Below are 19,957 nucleotides of genomic sequence, written 5' to 3'. Positions count from 1 at the left end.
GGGCCTCATCGCACCCCGCGCGCGGTCAGCGCATCGCCGAGGGAGTCGGCGTGCTTGAGGGCGACCACGAGGAACGGCATGGCGAAGTGCCGCAGGCTCTGCCGGCCGCCGCGGGCACGCTGCGCCTCGCGCACGTCACGGGCGAGTGAGGCGAGGACGGGCAGCGTGTTCAGGGTGATCGCGAGGACGAGCGCCGCTCGCTGCGGGTCGATGCCCACGCGTGCCAGCGGTGCCAGCGCGCGCTCCAGGGCATCCAGCAGCTCGCTGACCGGGGTGGTCAGCGCGAGCAGTCCGCTGATCACCACGGCGGCGGTGACGCGGGTCGTGTTCGCGAGCGCCTCCTCGGGGCCCAGGAAGATCAGCTGCCCGGCGGCGGTCACCAGGATGATCCACCGGATCGCGACGAGCTGCCGGCCCAGCACCCGCATCCCCGCTCCCGGCACCGCGTACACGGCGAGGCAGAGCGCCGCCATGATCAGGGCGCTGACCCAGCTCACCGGCAGGAAGCAGATCCCCAGCACGATGAGCATCAGCGCCAGGATCTTCGGTCCGGCGGGCAGGCGGTGCCAGGGGCCGTTCCCGGGCCGGTACAGGGTCAGCATCGCAGCTCCTGCTCGTAGGCGGCGATGATCTCCCCCGGTGCGCCCGTCCGCGCGATCGTGCCGTCCTGGACGAGGATCGCGGTCTCGCAGCGCCGGGCCAGGTCCAGGTCGTGCGTGACCAGCAGCAGGCGGTGGGCGCCGTCGGCGAAGAGGTGGTCGGCGACGCGGCGGGCGTTGCGGGCATCGAGGTAGGCGGTGGGTTCATCCGCGATCACCAGCTCGGGGCTGCGGACGAAGGCGCCGCACAGGGCGAGCAGCTGCTTCTGGCCGCCGGAGAGATCGTGCGCCGAGCGGTCCGCGCGCTCGCTCAGGCCGAAGCGCTCCAGGGCCTCCTGGACGCGTTGTGCCTTCTCCCCGCGGGGCAGCTTCGCCGAGCGCAGGGAGAAGGCGACGTCTTCGGCGACGGTGGGCATGATGATCTGGGCGTCCGGGTTGGCGAAGATGACCGCCAGGCGCCGCCGCAGCTGCGCCGCCTCCCGCGCCGGGTCCAGGCCGAGGACGCGGATGGTCCCGCTGGTGGCGGTGGCGAGGCCGCCGACGAGCCGGGCGAGGGTCGATTTGCCGGAGCCGTTCTCGCCGATGACGGCGATGGTGCGTTCGTCGTGGGTGGCGGTGATGCCATGCAGGACATCCGTGTCGCCGAGGCGGACGTGCACGTCGTCGAGCTCGAGGGCGCTCATCGGATCACCTCCACGACGGCGGCGATCCCCATCCCGCCGCCGATGGAGGCGGCCGCGATGCCGGTGGTCCCGGTCGGGGCGCCGCCCCGGATCAGCCGGCTGAACAGGCGGACCATGCTGATCGCGCCGCTGGCGCCCCAGGGGTGGCCGAGCGCGAGCGCTCCCCCGTCGGCGCAGACCCGCGGATCGTCCTCGGCCACGCCGATCCGGTCAAGCACGGCGAGGGACTGCGAGGCGAAGGCCTCGACGAGCTCGATCGCGGCAATGTCCTGGATCCGCAGCTCGGCGCGGTCCAGCGCCGCGAGGATGGCCGGTGCGGCGCCGATCCCCGGCAGTGCCGGGTCGCAGCCGGTCACCGCGTGGGCGCGGATCAGAAGTCCGGGGGCCGTGCCGCGCGCCTGCTGCGGGGCGAGGACCAGGGCGGCGGCGCCGTCGCTGATCCGGGTCGCGGTGCCGGCGGTGACCGTGCCCTGCGGGAACAGGGCGGGCAGGCGGGCCAGCAGCGGCGCGGACACCCCGATCGCGTCATCGGCGCGGGCGGCGGCGAGAGGGACGAGCTCGGCCTGGAACCGCCCGGCCTCCCGCGCCGCTGCAGCCCGTCGGTGGCTGCGGGCGGCGTGCGCGTCCTGCCGCAGCCGGGAGATCGCGTCGGCCGCGGCGAGCGCGTCGGCGGCGCGCACCATGTCGGGATCGGCCCAGCCGGCCGGGGTGAAGGGGGCACGGTCGTACGTCGCGCCGTCGACGGAGCGGGTGGGGGCGGTCGAGGCGCTCTCGACACCGCCGGCGATCCGCGGGCGCCGGTCCCCGGCCTCGATCGCCTGGGCGGCAGCGATCACGGCGGCGAGGCCGCTGCCGCACTGCCGGTCCACGGTCATGCCGGGCACCTGGACGCCGAGCCCAGCGGCGAGGGCGGCCACCCGGGCCGGGTTGCCGCCGGGGCCCATGCAGTTGCCCAGCACCACATCGGCCACCTCGACAACGGCGCCGGTGACTGCTTCCGCATCCTCCGCGGCGGCACGGAGCACGGGCGCGGCGAGATGCTCGAGCGTCACGCCGCCGAGGCCGCGGCTGCGGGTGCCGATCGGGGTGCGGCGAGCGGCGAGGACGATCGCGGTCTCAGACACGCCAGGCCCCCTCCCCCGCCAGGGCGCGGCGCAGCGCCTCGGCGCGGGCCGGCTTGCCGGAGGCGGTGCGGGGCAGGGTGCCGGTGAACCAGACGCGGGGCCGATGCGCGGGGGCGAAGCGGGAGGCGGCCATCGCGCGCAGCTCGCGCGCGCTCGGGCTCGGGACACCGGGGTCGAGCTCGACCAGTGCGGCGACGAGCGCGCCGATGCCGTCGGTCCGGAGTCCGAAGACGGCGGCGTCGGCGATCCCCGGCAGGTCGCGGAGCCCGGCCTCGACCTCCTCGGGGATGACCGTGGCCGAGGCAGTGAGGATCGCGTCATCCGCGCGACCGCGGACGGTGAGCACCCCGGCATCATAGGACGCGAGATCGCCGACGCTCGCCCAGGCGCCGTCCCTGCGCAGCGGGCCCGGCTCACCGAGGTAGCCGAGCGCCGTGAACGGCGAGCGGACCCAGACGACGCCGTCGCGCACCTCGAGATCCGCGCCGGGGAAGGCGCGGAGCCCCTCCCCCTCATCCAGCGCGACGAAGGAGAGCTCGGCCGCGCCGTAGTAGGCGACCACCCGGATGCCGCGGGCGGTCGCCTCCGCGCGCAGCAGCTGATCGAGGTGGGAGCCGCCGACGAGTGCGACCCGCAGCTGCGGGTGGGCTTCCGCGTCCAGGATCGAGCGCAGGGCCTGCGGGGTCCCGTGGAAGGCGGTGGCGTCCGCGGCCTCCGCGCTGCCGGGCAGGACCGGCCGGGGACCGCCGGCGAGCGCATGCGCGAGGGAGAACAGCGTCAGCGAGGAGGCCGGGGGCGCCGGCAGCAGAATCCGCTGCGCGGCGGCGGATCCGTCCGGGGCGAGGATCGCGGAGACGGCGGCGAAGGAGTCCGCCCAGGAGGCCGCCGTGCGCAGCACGATCCGCGGGGTGCCGCTGCTGCCGGAGGTCAGCGAGGCCCAGGCCGCCTCCTGGGGCACCGGCCCGGCCGCCGCGAGCGCCCGCACCTGCGACCACTGGGTCGCCGGCCAGCGCTCGTCCCCGACCAGGGGCACGTCCCCGGCATCGCGCACCGCGCGCAGGCGGTCCAGCAGGCCGTCCGGGGAGCCGTCGAGCAGGATGATCCGCCGGGTCATCGCGCTGCTGCGGGGCGGGCCGTCTCCTCCTGCTCGGCGCGGGAGGCGGCGGCCGGCGCGGAGGGGAGCCAGGTGCGGCGGAGCGCCCGGGGGTAGGCCCGCAGGAGCGTGGTGACCACCACGGTGGCGAGCACCGCCTTCAGCAGGTCGCCGGGGAGGAAGACCAGGCTGGCGAGGGCGGTCTCCCCGATCGGGAGGCGGGTGATGAGGCTCTGCACCGGGATGCCGAAGGCGTAGATCACGAGGATGCCGCCCACGATCATCGCCAGCGCGATGCGCCAGAGGGCCGGCTTGCGGGCGGCGGAGTGCACGATCAGGCCGATGACGAAAGCGCCGGCGATCCACCCGACCATGTATCCGGCCGAGGGCCCGACGAACGCGCCGATGCCGCCGCGCCCTCCGGCCAGCAGCGGCAGCCCGGCCGCGACGAGGACCAGGAACACGGTCATCGACACGACGCCCAGGCGCGGGCCGAGCACCGCCCCGGCCAGCATCACCCCGAAGGTCTGTGCGGTGATCGGGACGCCGCCGAACACGCTGAAGCTGCCCGGCAGGCCGAGCGCGGCGACGATCGCCGCGAACACCGCGACGCGCGCGATATCGGTCGCATCCAGCGACCATCGACGTGCTGCAGGAGTGCCTGCCATCTCGCTATCCTTCGCCTGAACGCTGTTCACCTGAACAACGTACACCTGAACAGTGTTCAGCACTACGGTAGGGTGATGGCCATCCCAGAATCTCCGCGCCGGCGGAGCCGCGACGACGTCGCCGAGATGGCCCTGCACCTCCTGGACGAGTTCGGACTGCCGGACCTCACGATGCGTCGCCTGGCGACCGCTCTCGGCGTCCAGCCCAGCGCCCTGTACTGGCACTTCCCGAACAAGCAGGCTCTCCTGGCCGCGGTCAGCGAGCAGATCCTCGCGCCGCTCACGGACATCCACCTCGACGAGCTCCCGCTGCCCCGGGCGGCGTGCGTGCTGGGCGCGCGCATGCGCGACTGCCTGCTCGCCCACCGGGACGCCGCCGAGCTGGTGTCCAGCTCCCTCGCGCTCGGTCTCGTCGAGCCGCCCGTGCGACCGGCGCTCCTGGAGGCCGCGCGTCGCCACGGCGTCGGCGATCAGCTGGCGGAGGTGGCCGCGGAGGTGGTCGTGCACTTCGTGCTCGGATTCGTCTTCCACGAGCAGCAGCGCCTGACCGCCGATTCCCTCGGCCTGCTCGAGCGATCGCCCGCCTCGAGCACCGACGGTGCCGGGTTCACGGAAGCGATGACGCTGATCGCCGACGGGCTGGACGTCTCGATCGCGCGGCGGGCGTAGGTACGCGAGGGACCGCGGTGGGCCCGGAGGGGATCGAACCCTCGACCCGCGGATTAAAAGTCCGATGCTCTACCACTGAGCTACAGGCCCGTGCCCGCCTGGCGGCGAGCCCGACCATCCTAACGGCGTCGAAGCCCGCAGCAGGACGGGCCGTGCCGGCGCCGGATATCGGCTCGCGCACGGCCCGTGGGTCCCAGCAGCGCCGCCGGCCTGGGCCGGCAGCGCTGCGGGCGGGCTCAGACGGTGGCCTCGTCCGCCTCGCGCGCATCCTGGTAGTCGCAGACGTCCTCCCCGACCCAGACCTCCACGTTCTTGATCTCCGGGAGGTCGGAGGCCAGGAAGATCGGGTCCAGGCCCTGGGCCCGTTGGGTGTTGTAGTGCCGCAGGAGCTTGACCGCGGTGGGGGCCAGCAGGGCGATCACCACGAGGTTGATCAGGGCGATGAACACCATGGACACCCCGGCGATGGTCCAGGCGAGGTCGACGGCGATCATCGAGCCGACGAGCACCAGGCCGGTCACGGCGGCGCCGAAGGCGATGTGCCAGCCGCGCCTGCTGGTGATGAAGTGCATGTTCGCCTCGCCGTAGGAGAAGTTGCCCAGCACCGAGGTGAAGGCGAGCAGGAACATGATCGCGGCGAGCAGGATCGCGGACCAGCCGCCGAGATTGGCCGCGAGCGACTGCTGCACCATCATCAGGCCTTCGCCGCCGGCGCTGACGTCTGGGAAGGAGACCAGCACGATGAAGGCGGTGATGGTGCAGATCAGCAGGGTGTCGAAGTAGACGCCGAGGGTCTGCACCAGGCCCTGCTTGACGGGGTGGCTGACCGAGGCGGTCGCGGCGACGTTCGGGACCGAGCCCATGCCGGCCTCGTTGGAGAGCATGCCGCGCTGGACGCCGTTGACGATCACCGCGCCGAAGCCGCCGCCGATGGTGGCCTGCGGGTTGAACGCCTCGGTGACGATCTGGGTGAGCACCCGGGGCAGCTCGCCGAGGTTCATCCCCACGATGATGATGCCGATCAGCAGGTAGATCGCGGCCATGAGCGGGACCATGTTCTGGGCGACCGTGGCCACGCGGCGCATGCCGCCGAAGACGATGACGCCGGTGAGCACGGTGAGCAGCACCCCGAGCGCGAGAGGCAGCCAGCTCAGCTCGGCCGGATCGGCGTACACGGCGACGGCGCCGGTGACGGCGTCGACGATGGTGTTGGCCTGCAGCGAGGTGAAGGCGAAGGCGAAGCAGACGATGAACAGCACCGCGAAGAACAGGCCGAACTTCCGGCTGCCGAGCCCGCGAGCGATGTAGAAGGCGGGACCGCCCTTGTAGGTGTCGTCCGCGCGGGTCTTCCACAGCTGCGCGAGGGTGGACTCGATGAAGCTCGCGGCACTGGTGAGCAGGCACATCACCCACATCCACAGCACCGCTCCCGGCCCGCCCAGGAAGATCGCCCCGGCCACGCCGGAGATGTTGCCGGTGCCCACGCGGGCGGCGGCGGAGACGGAGAACGCCTGGAAGGCGCTGAGCGACTTGGTGCGCTCGGCACGCTCACGGCCCGCACCCACTTCCTCCCGCTGCGCCTTCTGGGTGATGGCGCCGAACATCGCCGGAATCATCCTCAGCTGCACGGCGCCGGTGCGGATCGTGAAGTACAGGCCGAGCAGGATGACCACGGGCATCCCGGCCCAGGTCCACAGCCAGCCCTCGGCGTTGCCGAGGAGCTCGTTCAGTGAGTCGAGGGGATTCATGGACCTGACGGTAGCGGCAGCGACCTGCCACCGACCGCAGGGGCACGTCGAGACGGCTCTCCCCCGGCCCTCACCTCTCGCGCGCGCGAGAATGTGTCCCGCATCGCGGCCCTGTGGTGCACACCACACCGGGAGCGCCTCAGCTCCGCCGAAGGCCCGCGAAGATGATGCATCACTGCAGGTCGACATGAATGATCCACGGTTGTCCGACAATCCGATGCACGGACGCCGAACCGTCACAGTTGCGTCACGACACTCCGAGGGCACCCCCCTCCGGCGACCCCGGGGGCTCCACATTCGTCGCCACTCTCGGTACCGTGGAGGGCGATATGGGCCAGTTGATAGCGCACAGCGCAGACCACCCGTCCGCTACTGACCAGACCACCGGAGAAGCCTCCGACCTGGATTTCCGTCCTCCCACCATGGAGGAGGGGGCCGCCATGTGGCGGATCGCCCGCGACAGCGGCACGCTCGACCTGAACACGTCGTACGCCTACCTGATCATGGCTCGCGACTTCGCCGCCTCCTCTCGCGTGGCGATCGTCGCGGGAGAGCCGGTCGGCTTCGTGCTCGGATACCTGCGCCCCACGGCGCCGGAGCGGCTGTTCGTCTGGCAGATCGCGGTGGACGAGTCCCAGCGCGGCCGGCGCATCGCCGCCCGCCTGCTGGACGCCCTGCTGGCTGACCTTCCGCAGGTCACCACACTGGAGACCACCATCACGGCGGACAATGCCGCCTCCCAGCGCCTGTTCGCCTCCTTCGCGGAGCGTCACGGGGCGAGCCATCACGTCGGCCCGCTGCTGACGGAGGCCCACTTCCCGGATCCCGGCCACGGTGCCGAGCTGCTCCACGAGATCAGCGAGCTGCGCCGCGGCACCTGAGCCCGCGCACCTCCGGCGACCCCGTCGGCCCCGAGATCCATCGGCGCAGGCGCCCCAGCGCGCCCCCGCGCCCTCCACAGACCACCGATCCACCACCCAGGGAGATGTCATGACCATGACCGCAGCGACCGAGCCCACCGACAAGCCCGAGCTGACCGACGAGGTCAGCGCCCCCACCGTCGACCCGACCGATCTGGAGTCGGGCGTCCGCAGCTACTCCCGCGGCTGGCCCACCGTGTTCACCCACGCCAAGGGCTCCGTGCTGACCGCCGAGGACGGCCGCGAGTACATCGACTTCTTCGCCGGCGCCGGCACCCTGAACTACGGGCACAACCACCCCGAGCTCAAGAAGGTCGTCATCGACCACTACCTCGAGGACCGGGTCGTGCACGGCCTGGACATGTTCACCGACGTGCGCCGCGAGTTCCTGCAGACCTTCAACGAGAAGATCCTGCAGCCCCGCGGCCTCGACTACAAGGTCGCCTTCCCCGGCCCCGGCGGCACCAACGCCGTCGAGGCGGCGCTGAAGCTGGCCCGCAAGGTCACCGGGCGCGAGTCCGTCGTCAACTTCACCAACGGCTTCCACGGCATGACCCTGGGCGCCCTGTCGGTCACCGGCAACTCGATGAAGCGCGGCGGCGCCGGGATCCCCCTGGTGCACTCCACCCCGATGCCCTTCGACGACTACTTCGGCCAGGTCGTGCCGGACTTCATGTACTTCGAGCGCCTGCTCACCGACGACGGCAGCGGCCTGAACAAGCCCGCGGCCGTGATCGTCGAGGCCGTCCAGGGCGAGGGCGGCATCAACGCCGCCCGTGCCGAGTGGCTGCGCGGCCTCGCGGACCTCTGCACGAAGCACGAGATCCTGCTGATCGTCGACGACATCCAGATGGGCTGCGGCCGCACCGGGCAGTTCTTCAGCTTCGAGGAGGCCGGGATCAAGCCCGACATGGTGACCCTCTCGAAGTCGATCAGCGGCTACGGGCACCCGCTCGCGCTGACCCTCATCAAGCCCGAGCTCGACATCTGGGAGCCGGGCGAGCACAACGGCACCTTCCGCGGCTTCGGCCCGGCCTTCGCCACCGCCACCAAGGCCATCGACCTGTTCTGGAGCGATGACGAGTTCGAGAAGGCGACCATCGCCAAGGGCGCCTACGTGGAGAGCCGCTTCAACCGCATCGCGGCGAAGCACCCCGAGCACGAGCTGATCGTCAAGGGTCGCGGCCTGGCCCGTGGCCTGCAGATGCCCACCGGTGAGATCGCCGGGAAGATCGCGGCGCGCTCCTTCGAGGAGGGCCTGCTGGTGGAGACCTCCGGCCCCTCCGACGAGGTCGTCAAGCTGCTCCCGGCGCTGACCATCCCCGATGAGCTGCTGGCCAAGGGTCTGGACATCATCGAGGCCGCCGTCGACGAGGCGCTCACCGCCTGAGACCACTCCCCCGTCGGCCCGCCCGCACCATAGGGCGGGCCGACGGTCTGCGCGGAGGCGCCCAACGCCTGCGCAGCACCCCAGACCCTGGACCATCCACCGGAAGGACACCCCATGCTCGTTCGCTCGCTCGCCGAGGTCGAAGACACCGAAGACGATATCCAGTCCGAGAACTGGCGCTCCAAGCGCATCATCCTGGCCAAGGAGGGCGTGGGCTTCTCCGTCCACGAGACCACCCTCTACGAGGGCACCGAGAGCTACTTCTGGTACGCCAACCACATCGAGGCCGTCTTCATCACCCACGGTGAGGGCGAGATCGAGGACCTGGCCACCGGTGAGGTGCACCAGCTCGCCCCGGGCACCCTGTACCTGCTCAACGACCACGACAAGCACAAGGTGCGGGTCCGCAAGGAGATCCGCTGCGTGTGCGTGTTCAACCCGCCGGTCACCGGCCGCGAGGTGCACGACGAGAACGGCGTGTACCCGCTGATCACCGAGGACGCCTGAGACCAGCGTCTGAGCCGGACGGCTCGCATGACGGAGCCCGGCAGGACCGATGTCCTGCCGGGCTCCGTCACGTCCCGCTGGTCGCTCAGCGCTCGGGCGCTCGCCCGGCTCCGGCACCCCTCATGCGGAACGCTTGCGCACGATCAGCCAGATCACGCCGATCACCAGCAGCAGGAACCCGAGAGCTCCGCCACCGATGGCGAGCAGGATGCCGCCGAGACCGGCGAAGATGCCGCCGAGGGAGACCGGCGGGCCCACCGCGATCGGAGTGTCGCCGCAGGTGACGGTGTACTCGCCCGCCTGGTCCGCGGTGAACGAGTCCACCGACACCCAGGAGTTCTCGCCGTCGTTCATGGAGCTGGACTGGTTGGTGCCCTCGCCCACCGCGGGGCCGTCGATCGTGCAGCTGGGGACCGAGGCCCCCTCCTGGACGTAGATCTGCAGCGATTCACCGGCCTCAGCGGAGATGCTGCCGCTGCCGGACTCGAACACCTCGAGCTCGTCCAGGTCGCTCACGGTGCCGCCGAAGCCGATGACCGCGAGCACCACGCCGATGATGACGCTGAGCGCGAGGACCACCACGCCCAGGATGATGAGGATCATCGGCGCCTTCGACGGCTTCTTCGCCGGCGCCGGGGCGAAGCCCTGGGGCGAGGGGGCGCCCGGTGCGGGCATCCCTCCCTGCCCGTAGGCCCCGTACTGCGGGGAGAGCGGTCCGGAGGAGGACGGGGGAGGCTGGGTCACGAGAAGCTCCTGAGGTGGTGACGGGTGTTTCCCAGGCTAGCGCCCCCGGCGGCGCCCGGCCACGCTCCCGGGCCGGGTTCCGCCTAGACTTCCCGGCATGTCCGATCCCCTGGTCCTCGCCGCCGATGTCGAGACCGAGCTGGTCGAGAAGAAGTCCCGATTCCTCACCCGGCTGCATCGGGTCCAGGACGTGGCGCAGGCCGATGCCCTGCTGCGCAGCGCCCGCACCCAGCATCCCGACGCCCGCCACCACTGCACCGCGCTGGTGCTGGACGAGACCGCCGACCGCGCGGAGATGCACCGCTCCAGCGATGACGGCGAGCCGTCCGGGACGGCGGGGATGCCGATGCTGCAGTCCCTGCTGCACGCCCGCCTCGTGGACACCTTCGCGATCGTGATCCGCTACTTCGGTGGGGTGAAGCTCGGCGCGGGCGGGCTGGTGCGCGCCTACACCGCCGGGGTGGAGCAGGCGGTGGCGGCGGCCTCCCTGCGCCGGCGCACGGAGCTCGTGGTGGCGCAGCTCGAGGTGCCGCCGGCGGAGGTGGGGATCGCGGAGAACGCGATACGACTGTGGGCCGCCGGCCACGGGGCGAGCGTCGAGCCGACGCAGTACTCCTCGCGCAGCGCAGTGCTGTCGGTGCTGGTGGCGCCGACGGACCTCGCTGCGCTGCGTGCCGACACGGCGCGGTGGTCCTCGGGCCGGCACCCGGTCCAGGAGGTGGGGCGGCGCACGGCCGACGTCCCGCTCTGAGCAGTCGTGCTCCCGCGACCGGCGGGCCCGGCATCCGCGGGCGCGGGGTTCAGATGTCGTCGTCGGCGGCGGGGCCGCCCTCGTTCTCCCAGTTCTCGAGCCGCTTCACGGTGCGAGGGTTGAACTTCCGGCGCACACCATGGCCGGTACCGGCCACCTCATCGGCAGGCAGCACCTCGACGCCGAACTCCTCGAAGGCGAGGTGGAGGCGCTCCTCCTGCGCCGGCGTGAGGGAACGCAGGCCTCGCTCCACGCCGCGCAGATGCTCGGCGTCGAGGTCGGTGTGCTCAGCGAGGTCGAGCAGGGAGACCTGGGCGAGCGCTCGCGCAGCTCGCGCCAGATCATGGGTGATCAGGGGAACATAGGTGGCCATACCCCAGTCTCACCCATCTGCGAGGAAGAGGCCAGGGAACCGCGAGAACCGCGGCCGGCATCGCGGTGCCCGAGGGCCCGGCATGACAACGGCGCCGCCCGGAGGATCCGGATGGCGCCGCCGTCATGCCGGGCTGGGGAGCCCGGTGTCCTGCGTCAGGCCCGGTTCTTGGTCACCAGACCGTAGATGAACATGACGATGAGCGCACCGACCACGGCGAGCAGGATGGTGCCGATGCTCCACGGATTGTCGAGGATCCCGCTGACGCCGTCGCCTCCCAGGAGGCCGCCGATGAAGCCACCGACGATGGCGCCGATGACACCGAGGATGATCGTCATCCCGAGGCCCATGGCCTGCTTGCCCGGCATGATCGCGCGGGCGATGAGACCGATGATCGCACCGATGATGATCCACGAGATGATTGCCCAGAGAAGACCCATGAGAAAACTCCGTTCTGACAGGGGAAGGGACGGATAGTGCCTCCCCAGTATGCCGACGGATGCCCACGGAACCGGGGATGCTCGGCGACACCGCAGGTCACCGCGTCGACCAGCTGGTCCGCGGAGTCGCCCGCACCACGGAGCCCGAGACATCAGTGCTCCCCGTGCACACCTTGGGGAATGCAGGACGGGCCGGGCGTGATCGCCCGGCCCGTCCGCTCGTCAGGGGACCTGGAGGTCCTGCCTGTCGGGACTCAGAAGTCCCAGTCGTCGTCCTCGGTCTCCACGGCCTTGCCCATCACGTAGCTGGAGCCGGAGCCGGAGAAGAAGTCGTGGTTCTCATCGGCGTTCGGGGACAGCGCGGCCAGGATCGCCGGGTTCACCTCGACGGACTCCTGCGGGAACAGCGACTCGTAGCCGAGGTTCATCAGCGCCTTGTTGGCGTTGTAGCGCAGGAAGGTCTTGACCTCCTCCGTCCAGCCCACCGGGTCGTAGAGATCCTCGGTGTACTCCTCCTCGTTCTCGTAGAGCTCCATGAGCAGCGAGAAGGTGTACTCCTTGAGCTCCGCCTGGCGGGCCGGGGTGGCCTTCTCCACGGCCTTCTGGAACTTGTAGCCGATGTAGTAGCCGTGCACGGCCTCGTCCCGGATGATCAGCCGGATGATGTCCGCGGTGTTGGTGAGCTCGCCGCGGCTGGAGTAGTGCATCGGCAGGTAGAAGCCGGAGTAGAACAGGAACGACTCCAGCAGCGTCGAGGCGACCTTGCGCTTCTCCGGGTCATCGCCCTGGTAGTAGCTCATGACGATGTTCGCCTTCTTCTGCAGCGGCTCGTTGAACTCGCTCCAGCGGAAGGCCTCGTCGATCTGCTTGGTGTTGGCCAGCGTCGAGAAGATCTGGGAGTAGGACTTCGCGTGCACCGACTCCATGAACGCGATGTTGGTGTACACCGCCTCCTCGTGCGGGGTCACCGCATCCGGGATCAGGGAGACGGCGCCCACGGTGCCCTGCACCGTGTCCAGCAGGGTCAGGCCCGTGAACACGCGCATCACCAGCTGCTGCTCGTGCTCGGTCAGGCGGTTCCAGGACTGGACGTCATTGGACAGCGGGACCTTCTCGGGCAGCCAGAAGTTGCCGGTCAGACGGTCCCACACCTCCTGGTCCTTCGGGTCCGGGATCCGGTTCCAGTTGATCGCCTGGACCGTTGTCTTCAGGTGGTCGTTCACCGCAGCCTCACTGTCAGAAATCTTGGGGGATCAGTCCTCGCCAGTCTAGGCAGAGCGGGCTGCGGAAAGGTGCTCCGACAGTCCCGGGTCGCGGTGGGACGGGACACCACTCTCCCGGAGGGCGCGGAGTCCCCAGCATCCCCCTGCCAGCCCTGGCCCAGGGCGCTCGGAGCCGGCCCGTGAAGGAGGGGACGACGCCCACCGGGGCCTCGCGCACCCTGCCGTGCCCGCGGGTCAGCACGAACCGATGAGGTCCCGCGGCCCGCCCGCCCCGCTCACACTCCGAGACCGCCGGCGACGCCGTACAGGACCAGCGCCAGCACGAAGCCGATCACGCCCATCGCTCCCTGGAGCACGGTCCAGGTGCCCAGGGTCTGCTTCATGTTCATCCCGAAGAACCGGCTGACCAGCCAGAATCCGGAATCGTTGACGTGGGAGAAGCCGACCGAACCGGCGCTCATCGCCATCACCAGGGCGACCACCTGGAACGGGGTGAAGTCCCCGGCGGCGACGATCCCCGCCATCAGGGAGGCCGCCGTGGTCAGCGCGACCGTCGCCGAGCCCTGGGCCAGCCGGACGATCTGGGCGATGAGGTAGGCGGCGACGATGACGGGCATGCCGATGTCCTGGAGGGACTGGGCGACGGCGTCGCCGATGCCGGTGGCCCGCAGGACACCGCCGAACATACCGCCGGCGCCGGTGACCAGCACCACCGAGGCGATCGGCCCGAGTGCCGAGTCCTGGACCTTCTCGATCAGGGTGCCCGTCTTCCCGGCACCCCAGCCCAGCACGAACATCGAGACGAACAGGGTGATCAGCAGGGCGACCGGGGTCTCTCCGACCATCCGCAGGACAGCGACCACGGGGCCGGCGTTGAAGGCCTCGGGGTCCGGACGGGTGGCGCCCACCGTGTTCAGCGCGGTGTTCAGCAGGATCAGCACCAGCGGCAGCAGCAGGATCAGCACGATGGTGCGGACCTTCGGCGCAGACTCCAGGTCGCTGTGCTCACGGGAATCGCCGAGGATGTTCGGGATCGCGACGTCCAGACGGCGGCCCAGCACCGGAGCGAGACCCACACCGGCGATCAGCCAGATGATCACGGCGAAGACGATGCCCACCAGCAGCACCTGCCCGACGTCCGCGCCGAGGATCGCCGAGGCGGCGACCGGGCCGGGGTGGGGTGGGGCGAAGATGTGCATCGCGCTGAAGGCGATGGCGCTGGGCAGCGCGATCGACAGGAACGAGCCGCCGACGCGACGAGCGACCGCATAGATGATCGGCAGCATGACGACCAGGCCCGCATCGAAGAAGATCGGGAAGCCCATCAGCAGGCTGGCCAGGGAGAGCGCGAACCCGGCACGCTTCTCGCCGAAGACTCCGATCAGCGAGTCCGCGAGCGCCTGCGCACCGCCGGAGGCCTCGACCATCCGGCCCAGCATGGCACCGAGTGCGACCAGCAGCATGACGCTGCCCAGGGTCGGGTTGAACCCGAAGCCCAAAGCCTCCACCAGTCGGTCCGGGGGGATGCCGGCGGCCAGCGCCGTGCCGATGCTGGTGAGCATCAGTGCGAGGAACGCGTGCACCTTGAAGACCATGATCAGCACCAGCAGCACGGCGATGGCGCCGATCGCGAGGATCAGCAGCCCGGCGGTGCCGAGGTCCCAGTTCATGACGAGGTCGTCCATGACTCTCCTTGGGGGATTCGGAGGGGGAAGGGGGCGGCGGGGAGGGCCGCGGGCCGTTCCGTCCCCTCGAGCGCGAGGGGACGGCAGGCCAGCACGTCATCGTACCGTCGTATGACCGATGGAAGCGCAGTGCCGAGCGTGCGTCAACACCTCGCGCACGAGGGACGGCCCGTTCCGAGGCGATGCTCGGAACGGGCCGTCCGTGATCAGGCGGGGGCCGGAGGCCTCACAGCATGCAGCTGACGCAGCCCTCGACCTCGGTGCCCTCGATGGCCATCTGCCGCAGGCGGATGTAGTAGAGGGTCTTGATGCCCTTGCGCCAGGCGTAGATCTGCGCCCGGTTGATGTCGCGCGTGGTGGCGCTGTCCTTGAAGAACAGCGTCAGCGACAGGCCCTGGTCCACGTGCTGGGTGGCCTCGGCGTAGGTGTCGACGATCTTCTCGAATCCGATCTCGTACGCATCCTGGTAGTACTCGAGGTTGTCGTTGGTGAGGTAGGGGGCCGGGTAGTACACGCGGCCGATCTTCCCCTCCTTGCGGATCTCGATCTTGGAGGCGATCGGGTGGATCGAGCTCGTCGAGTTGTTGATGTATGAGATCGAACCGGTCGGCGGCACCGCCTGCAGGTAGGCGTTGTACATGCCGTGCTTCGCGACGTCCTCGCGCAGCTGCTTCCAGTCCTCCTGGGTGGGCAGGTGCGCCGAGGAGTTCTCGAACAGCCCGCGGACCTTCTCGGTGCGGGGCTCCCACACCTGGTCGATGTACTTGTCGAAGTACTCGCCGGTGCCGTACGTCGAGTTCTCGAAGTCGAAGAACCGCTCGCCGCGCTGCTTCGCGATCTCCATCGACGCCTTGATGGCGTGGTAGGTGACCGAATAGAAGTACATGTTGGTGAAGTCCAGGCCCTCGTCGGAACCGTAGAAGATCCGCTCACGCGCGAGGTAGCCGTGCAGGTTCATCTGGCCCAGGCCGATCGCGTGGGACTTGCGGTTGCCCTCGGCGATCGTCGGCACGGACTCGATGTCCGAGGTGTCCGAGACGGCGGTCAGGCCTCGGATCGCGGTGGCGATGGTCTGCGCGAAGTCCGGGGAGTCCATCGCCTTGGCGATGTTCATCGATCCCAGATTGCAGGAGATGTCCCGGCCCAGCTCGTCGTAGGTGAGGTCGACGTTCATGGTCGAGGGGGTCGAGACCTGCAGGATCTCCGAGCACAGGTTCGAGTGCGTGACCTTGCCGGCGATCGGGTTCGCCCGGTTCACGGTGTCCTCGAACATGATGTACGGGTAGCCGGACTCGAACTGGATCTCGGCGAGGACCTGGAAGAAGTCGCGCGCCTTGATCTTCTTCTTGGAGATCCGGGGGTTGTCGACCATCTCGTGGTAGATCTCCGAGACGTTCACCTCGGCGAACGGCTTGCCGTACTCGCGCTCCACGTCGTACGGGGAGAACAGGTACATCGGCTCGTTCTTCTTGGCGAGCTCGAAGGTGATGTCGGGAATGACCACGCCGAGGGAGAGGGTCTTGATCCGGATCTTCTCGTCGGCGTTCTCACGCTTGGTGTCGAGGAACCGCAGGATGTCCGGGTGGTGGGCGTTGAGGTACACCGCACCGGCACCCTGGCGGGCCCCGAGCTGGTTGGCGTAGGAGAAGGAGTCCTCGAGCAGCTTCATGACGGGGATGACGCCGCTGGACTGGTTCTCGATGTGCTTGATCGGCGCACCGTACTCACGCAGGTTGCTCAGCAGCAGGGCGACGCCGCCGCCGCGCTTGGACAGCTGCAGCGCGGAGTTGATCGAGCGGCCGATCGACTCCATGTTGTCCTCGATGCGCAGCAGGAAGCAGCTCACGAGCTCGCCGCGCTGGGCCTTGCCGGCGTTGAGGAAGGTGGGGGTGGCCGGCTGGAAGCGACCGTCGAGGATCTCGTCGACCAGGTCCCGGGCCAGCTGCTCGTCACCGCGGGCGAGGCCCAGCGCGACCATGACCACGCGGTCCTCGAAGCGCTCCAGGTACCGCTTGCCGTCGAAGGTCTTCAGCGTGTACGAGGTGTAGTACTTGAAGGCGCCCAGGAAGGTGGGGAAGCGGAACTTCTTGGCGTAGGCCTGCTCCGAGAGCGACTCGATGAAGGAGAAGTCGTACTGGTCGAGCACGGCCTGCTCGTAGTAGTTGTTCTCGACCAGGTAATCCATCTTCTCGCGCAGCGAGTGGAAGAAGACGGTGTTGGGGTTCACGTGCTGCAGGAAGTACTCCCGCGCGGCCTCGCGGTCCTTCTCGAACTGGATGTTCCCGTCGGGACCGTACAGATTCAGCATCGCGTTGAGCGCGTGGTAGTCGAGCTGCCTGTTGTGCTCGACCGGGGGCATCTCGGTCAGTGTCGCCAAAACTCTTCCAATCCATCATGGACCCGCATCACGTCACGCGGAGTACCGAACAGTTCGAACTTGTACATGTGGGGGACCTCGCACTTGCGGGCGATGATGTCGCCGGCCAAGCAGTAGGCCTCCCCGAAGTTGGTGTTCCCCGCACCGATCACGCCCCGGATCAGGGACCGGTTGCGTTCATCGTTGAGGAACTTGATGACCTGCTTGGGGACGGCGCCGCGGCCGTTGCCCCCGCCGTAGGTCGGGGTCAGGAGGACGAACTCCTCGTCGACGACGAGGGGATCATCCTTCGGATAGAGCGGAACCCGCTCCGCGGACATGCCGAGCTTCTCGACGAAGCGCTTGGTGTTGCCGGAGACCGAGGAGAAGTAGACGAGCCTGGTCACTTCGACGCTCCTCCGCGGCCTGTCAGATCGCGGAGACGGCGCGCTGCTGCGCCCCGACGCCCGCGAGCGCCTTGATCTTGTCCGGGCGGAAACCGGACCAGTGGTCCTCGGAGGTGATGACGACCGGGGCCTGGACGTACCCGAGGGACTTGACCGTCGCCAGGGCGTCCGCGTCCTCGGTGATGTCGACGACGTCGTAGGCGACGCCCGCCTTGTTCAGGGCGCGCTTGGTCGCATCGCACTGCACGCAGAGGGGCTTCGAGTACACGGTGATGTCCAAGGGGAGGGCCTTTCACGAGCGCTGCGCCGAGGCGCGGGAACGGGGCTGTCAGTGATTGTCGGTGGGGCCCGGGGGCCCTGTCGCCGCCGTCCGGGACTGCGAACGTCCGGATCAGTGCGACTGCGTCAACACTACACCTAGTGGTGCCTCGGCGCGACCACCACTAGATGTACTGAACTACAACACTGTCATCCACATAGAGTTGTTGATGGACTGTGGACGAGCCGGGCCAGATGGGGACGGAGCGACAGCGCCACGCACGAAAGCAGAGGATGCATGCACACACGAGTGTGGACGACGGGTCCGACAGCCGTCCCCGGCGGTGGATGACGCCTCCTCCCCACAGCCGGACAACGACCCGGAAGGGACCACGCAGCGACCGGTTTCTCCGGCGTGTCGCGGGCGTGTCCCCGAGAGCGGAGCGGGCGGCGCACCGGTGCGACTCGGCCGCTTCTCGGCGCATCCCCGGCGACGGGAGGCGGCACCTGCCCCGCACAGCACGACCCCCGCCGGCGGGCAGCGGGGGTCGTCGGTGGAGCGGGCGGCGCCGCGCCGCTCAGGAGCGGGGTTCGTCCCCTGCCGACGCGTCGGTGGCAGGTGCGTCCGTCGCGGGGGCGCCGGTCCCGGTCGCGTCCGCTGCGGGGCCGTCGGTCGCGTCGAGGGCCGGTCCCCAGGCGTCGGTGACCTCCTCGCCGGCTCCGGGAGCGGCTGTGGGGGCATGCTCCCCGGGCTCCCCGGGCTCCCCATGCTGCACGGGCTGCTCGAGCGTCTCGGGCGCGGGCTCGGCGGAGATCGCGGGGGGCTCGTCCTGCTGCCGGGCGTCGCCGGCGGCCGCGTCATCGGTCACCGTGTCGACGGTGGCAGTCCCGGCGATCGTGTCGACGGCGGCCGTGTCGTCACCGGCGCTCGCGGCGTCCGCGTCCTGCTCGGCCTCCTCGCCCTCCTCGTCCTCCTCTGCCTCGAGGCTGCGACCGTCCGCGACGACGATGCTCGAGAGCACCTCGCGCAGCAGCACCACCTGGTCATGCGCCTCCGCGGCTCCCGAGACGGGCTGCGTGCCCTTGTCCAGGAAGGCGTGGAAGGCCTCCCACATCAGCTCCGCAGCACCCTTGGGCGCCGTCGTCGAAGTATCCTGGATCACGCCGCTCTTCTTCTCCCGCAAGGAGACGCTCGAGCGTCTGTCGCCGTGCGCGGGAGCCGGCAGCTCCACGCGCATCCGACGCCGGGCGGAGAGCACCTGCAGCGATTCGGAGTACTCGGGGGCGAAGGGGAGGTAATGCCACACCAGGCGCACCTGCGCGCCGCCCTCGAGCTCGCCGAGCAGCTCGAGCGAACCGGGGATCACGCCCTTGGGCCAGTGCCGCACCGCGGACAGGCGCACGATCGGGCCATAGGACGCCTCGATCACCGCCATCTGATGGGCCACGCCCGTCAGCAGGCCCTTGACGTAGAGATCGCGGTCGCGCTGGGTGGCGCCGTCTCCGGTCCCCGCCTCGACCGCTGCCTGCAGCGCCTTGCGCCGCTGCGAGCGGACCTCGCTGGGCAGATCGTAGGAGGAGGTGGTCACGTGGGCCCCGCCGAACAGCGGTTGGCTCGCCGGCATCAGCACCTCGTGGTCCACCATCCGCAGATCCTTGACGGCGATGTGCTCGGCCATCCGGGTCACGGAGTCGTCGTACTGCTGGGGGTAAGCCATCATCACCAGGCGGCGGCCGGTCATCCGCTCGAAGTCGGCGACCTCCGCGACCTCCTCGGCGGAGAAGCCCAGCGGGGGCTCCACCAGCACCGGGATGCCCCGGCGCATGAGCGCGAGCAGGTCCTCGACGTGCAGTCCGTCGGTGGAGAGCACGGCCCCGTCCAGCGTCAGCGTCCTGGCGCGCACCGCCGCGATCAGGTCGGCGACGGATTCGTAGCGCGTGTCCTCCTCGAGGCCCCACACGTCCGAGGCCTCCCGTCGACGGCGCGGGGAATGCTCCACCAGCGCGGCGATCGTGAATCGGTCCCAGCGCCGCCGCAGCACCGGCAGGTGCACGGCCTGAGCCATGGTTCCGGCGCCGATCACGGCGATGTTCAGGGTCTTCGGCATCGGGAGGCTCCTCGGGCTCGGCGGGTCCGGCGGCAGCTCCGCCGGCTTTGGGCGGGCGCCGTGCCGTCTCCGGCATCGCGCCCCGGGGTCACCGCGGGGCGCACGCCCGTTTCTACCACACCGACCTGCTCCGGGGCGGGGCCGCTCCCCCGCCCCACCTGCACCGCGAGGGACGAGGCTCACGCAGCCCCGCCGTGGGCGTCGTCCCGCG

20 protein-coding genes and 1 tRNA gene are annotated in these 19,957 nt (G+C 70.1%); 5 read left to right on the top strand and 16 right to left on the bottom strand.

Annotation, left to right across the window (positions count from 1 at the left end):
- Positions 1 to 5: 5 nt before the first annotated feature.
- Genes ACHUEU_RS08140 through ACHUEU_RS08120 form a run of 5 tightly spaced genes read right to left on the bottom strand, consistent with a single transcriptional unit; the run spans position 6 to position 4,167 of the window.
- Entirely contained in the window at positions 6 to 602 is a 597-nt protein-coding gene (locus tag ACHUEU_RS08140; protein WP_394215419.1) for an energy-coupling factor transporter transmembrane component T family protein, read from the bottom strand.
- Complete coding sequence (locus ACHUEU_RS08135; protein WP_394215418.1) at positions 596 to 1,282, bottom strand: energy-coupling factor ABC transporter ATP-binding protein; 687 nt, start codon at positions 1,280 to 1,282, stop codon at positions 596 to 598. Before ACHUEU_RS08135 ends, ACHUEU_RS08140 begins: the two co-directional genes overlap by 7 nt.
- On the bottom strand, positions 1,279 to 2,406 hold the full coding sequence (locus ACHUEU_RS08130) for a thiolase family protein (RefSeq protein WP_394215417.1): 1,128 nt from the start codon (positions 2,404 to 2,406) through the stop codon (positions 1,279 to 1,281). The genes ACHUEU_RS08135 and ACHUEU_RS08130 overlap by 4 nt, the downstream gene beginning before the upstream one ends.
- Positions 2,399 to 3,520: an AMP-binding protein gene (locus ACHUEU_RS08125; RefSeq protein ID WP_394215416.1), complete on the bottom strand. Its 1,122-nt coding sequence runs from the start codon at positions 3,518 to 3,520 to the stop codon at positions 2,399 to 2,401. Before ACHUEU_RS08125 ends, ACHUEU_RS08130 begins: the two co-directional genes overlap by 8 nt.
- Complete coding sequence (locus tag ACHUEU_RS08120; RefSeq protein WP_394215415.1) at positions 3,517 to 4,167, bottom strand: biotin transporter BioY; 651 nt, start codon at positions 4,165 to 4,167, stop codon at positions 3,517 to 3,519. Before ACHUEU_RS08120 ends, ACHUEU_RS08125 begins: the two co-directional genes overlap by 4 nt.
- A gap of 75 nt (positions 4,168 to 4,242) precedes the next feature.
- Between ACHUEU_RS08120 and ACHUEU_RS08115 the strand changes: the two genes are divergently transcribed.
- Entirely contained in the window at positions 4,243 to 4,836 is a 594-nt protein-coding gene (locus ACHUEU_RS08115; protein WP_394215414.1) for a TetR family transcriptional regulator, read from the top strand.
- Between the two features lie 18 nt (positions 4,837 to 4,854).
- Here the strand turns inward: ACHUEU_RS08115 and ACHUEU_RS08110 are convergent.
- Both ACHUEU_RS08110 and ACHUEU_RS08105 read right to left on the bottom strand, forming a co-directional pair.
- Positions 4,855 to 4,926 (bottom strand) — tRNA-Lys (locus tag ACHUEU_RS08110).
- A gap of 146 nt (positions 4,927 to 5,072) precedes the next feature.
- On the bottom strand, positions 5,073 to 6,584 hold the full coding sequence (locus tag ACHUEU_RS08105) for an alanine/glycine:cation symporter family protein (RefSeq protein WP_394215413.1): 1,512 nt from the start codon (positions 6,582 to 6,584) through the stop codon (positions 5,073 to 5,075).
- A 329-nt stretch (positions 6,585 to 6,913) separates the two neighbouring features.
- Here ACHUEU_RS08105 and ectA point away from each other — a divergent pair, with 329 nt between their 5' ends.
- The 3 genes from ectA to ACHUEU_RS08090 all read left to right on the top strand — a co-directional run bounded on the left by ectA (position 6,914) and on the right by ACHUEU_RS08090 (position 9,401).
- Positions 6,914 to 7,465, top strand: coding sequence for a diaminobutyrate acetyltransferase (ectA, locus tag ACHUEU_RS08100; protein WP_394215412.1), 552 nt, complete (start codon positions 6,914 to 6,916; stop codon positions 7,463 to 7,465).
- A 109-nt stretch (positions 7,466 to 7,574) separates the two neighbouring features.
- Positions 7,575 to 8,894 (top strand): diaminobutyrate--2-oxoglutarate transaminase, encoded by a 1,320-nt coding sequence (gene ectB / locus ACHUEU_RS08095; RefSeq protein WP_394215411.1) that lies wholly within the window; start codon positions 7,575 to 7,577, stop codon positions 8,892 to 8,894.
- A 114-nt stretch (positions 8,895 to 9,008) separates the two neighbouring features.
- Positions 9,009 to 9,401: an ectoine synthase gene (locus tag ACHUEU_RS08090; protein WP_394215410.1), complete on the top strand. Its 393-nt coding sequence runs from the start codon at positions 9,009 to 9,011 to the stop codon at positions 9,399 to 9,401.
- 120 nt (positions 9,402 to 9,521) lie between these two features.
- Here the strand turns inward: ACHUEU_RS08090 and ACHUEU_RS08085 are convergent, their stop codons facing one another.
- Complete coding sequence (locus ACHUEU_RS08085) at positions 9,522 to 10,145, bottom strand: hypothetical protein (RefSeq protein ID WP_394215409.1); 624 nt, start codon at positions 10,143 to 10,145, stop codon at positions 9,522 to 9,524.
- Between the two features lie 97 nt (positions 10,146 to 10,242).
- Between ACHUEU_RS08085 and ACHUEU_RS08080 the strand changes: the two genes are divergently transcribed.
- Positions 10,243 to 10,896, top strand: coding sequence for an IMPACT family protein (locus tag ACHUEU_RS08080; protein ID WP_394215408.1), 654 nt, complete (start codon positions 10,243 to 10,245; stop codon positions 10,894 to 10,896).
- A 49-nt stretch (positions 10,897 to 10,945) separates the two neighbouring features.
- Here ACHUEU_RS08080 and ACHUEU_RS08075 read toward each other — a convergent pair whose 3' ends face one another.
- The 8 genes from ACHUEU_RS08075 to ACHUEU_RS08040 form a co-directional block, all read right to left on the bottom strand.
- Positions 10,946 to 11,269, bottom strand: a complete 324-nt coding sequence (locus ACHUEU_RS08075; protein WP_394215407.1) for a hypothetical protein — start codon at positions 11,267 to 11,269, stop codon at positions 10,946 to 10,948.
- A gap of 155 nt (positions 11,270 to 11,424) precedes the next feature.
- Positions 11,425 to 11,709: a GlsB/YeaQ/YmgE family stress response membrane protein gene (locus ACHUEU_RS08070; protein WP_394215406.1), complete on the bottom strand. Its 285-nt coding sequence runs from the start codon at positions 11,707 to 11,709 to the stop codon at positions 11,425 to 11,427.
- 254 nt (positions 11,710 to 11,963) lie between these two features.
- Positions 11,964 to 12,932, bottom strand: a complete 969-nt coding sequence (nrdF, locus tag ACHUEU_RS08065) for a class 1b ribonucleoside-diphosphate reductase subunit beta (protein WP_394215404.1) — start codon at positions 12,930 to 12,932, stop codon at positions 11,964 to 11,966.
- A gap of 275 nt (positions 12,933 to 13,207) precedes the next feature.
- Positions 13,208 to 14,617, bottom strand: a complete 1,410-nt coding sequence (locus ACHUEU_RS08060; RefSeq protein ID WP_394215402.1) for a GntP family permease — start codon at positions 14,615 to 14,617, stop codon at positions 13,208 to 13,210.
- 226 nt (positions 14,618 to 14,843) lie between these two features.
- Positions 14,844 to 16,976, bottom strand: a complete 2,133-nt coding sequence (gene nrdE, locus ACHUEU_RS08055; protein WP_394215401.1) for a class 1b ribonucleoside-diphosphate reductase subunit alpha — start codon at positions 16,974 to 16,976, stop codon at positions 14,844 to 14,846.
- Positions 16,977 to 16,981: 5 nt separating this feature from the next.
- On the bottom strand, positions 16,982 to 17,380 hold the full coding sequence (gene nrdI / locus ACHUEU_RS08050; protein ID WP_394215400.1) for a class Ib ribonucleoside-diphosphate reductase assembly flavoprotein NrdI: 399 nt from the start codon (positions 17,378 to 17,380) through the stop codon (positions 16,982 to 16,984).
- A 22-nt stretch (positions 17,381 to 17,402) separates the two neighbouring features.
- Complete coding sequence (gene nrdH, locus ACHUEU_RS08045) at positions 17,403 to 17,660, bottom strand: glutaredoxin-like protein NrdH (protein WP_157773383.1); 258 nt, start codon at positions 17,658 to 17,660, stop codon at positions 17,403 to 17,405.
- A gap of 556 nt (positions 17,661 to 18,216) precedes the next feature.
- On the bottom strand, positions 18,217 to 19,746 hold the full coding sequence (locus tag ACHUEU_RS08040) for a Gfo/Idh/MocA family protein (protein ID WP_394215399.1): 1,530 nt from the start codon (positions 19,744 to 19,746) through the stop codon (positions 18,217 to 18,219).
- Between the last annotated feature and the right edge of the window lie 211 nt (positions 19,747 to 19,957).

This window comes from Brachybacterium vulturis, from assembly GCF_043641765.1.
GTDB lineage: Bacteria > Actinomycetota > Actinomycetes > Actinomycetales > Dermabacteraceae > Brachybacterium > Brachybacterium vulturis_A.
This window is presented reverse-complemented; position numbering and strand designations above follow the sequence as displayed.

What these genes read in the sequence shown, in the direction of transcription:
- ACHUEU_RS08140 (WP_394215419.1), bottom strand. Translation starts at nt 602, where the DNA reads ATGCTGACCCTGTACCGGCCCGGGAACGGCCCCTGGCACCGCCTGCCC.
- ACHUEU_RS08135 (WP_394215418.1), bottom strand. Translation starts at nt 1,282, where the DNA reads ATGAGCGCCCTCGAGCTCGACGACGTGCACGTCCGCCTCGGCGACACG.
- ACHUEU_RS08125 (WP_394215416.1), bottom strand. Translation starts at nt 3,520, where the DNA reads ATGACCCGGCGGATCATCCTGCTCGACGGCTCCCCGGACGGCCTGCTG.
- ACHUEU_RS08120 (WP_394215415.1), bottom strand. Translation starts at nt 4,167, where the DNA reads ATGGCAGGCACTCCTGCAGCACGTCGATGGTCGCTGGATGCGACCGAT.
- ACHUEU_RS08115 (WP_394215414.1), top strand. Translation starts at nt 4,243, where the DNA reads ATGGCCATCCCAGAATCTCCGCGCCGGCGGAGCCGCGACGACGTCGCC.
- ACHUEU_RS08105 (WP_394215413.1), bottom strand. Translation starts at nt 6,584, where the DNA reads ATGAATCCCCTCGACTCACTGAACGAGCTCCTCGGCAACGCCGAGGGC.
- ectA (WP_394215412.1), top strand. Translation starts at nt 6,914, where the DNA reads ATGGGCCAGTTGATAGCGCACAGCGCAGACCACCCGTCCGCTACTGAC.
- ectB (WP_394215411.1), top strand. Translation starts at nt 7,575, where the DNA reads ATGACCATGACCGCAGCGACCGAGCCCACCGACAAGCCCGAGCTGACC.
- ACHUEU_RS08090 (WP_394215410.1), top strand. Translation starts at nt 9,009, where the DNA reads ATGCTCGTTCGCTCGCTCGCCGAGGTCGAAGACACCGAAGACGATATC.
- ACHUEU_RS08080 (WP_394215408.1), top strand. Translation starts at nt 10,243, where the DNA reads ATGTCCGATCCCCTGGTCCTCGCCGCCGATGTCGAGACCGAGCTGGTC.
- ACHUEU_RS08075 (WP_394215407.1), bottom strand. Translation starts at nt 11,269, where the DNA reads ATGGCCACCTATGTTCCCCTGATCACCCATGATCTGGCGCGAGCTGCG.
- ACHUEU_RS08070 (WP_394215406.1), bottom strand. Translation starts at nt 11,709, where the DNA reads ATGGGTCTTCTCTGGGCAATCATCTCGTGGATCATCATCGGTGCGATC.
- ACHUEU_RS08060 (WP_394215402.1), bottom strand. Translation starts at nt 14,617, where the DNA reads ATGGACGACCTCGTCATGAACTGGGACCTCGGCACCGCCGGGCTGCTG.
- nrdE (WP_394215401.1), bottom strand. Translation starts at nt 16,976, where the DNA reads ATGCCCCCGGTCGAGCACAACAGGCAGCTCGACTACCACGCGCTCAAC.
- ACHUEU_RS08040 (WP_394215399.1), bottom strand. Translation starts at nt 19,746, where the DNA reads ATGCCGAAGACCCTGAACATCGCCGTGATCGGCGCCGGAACCATGGCT.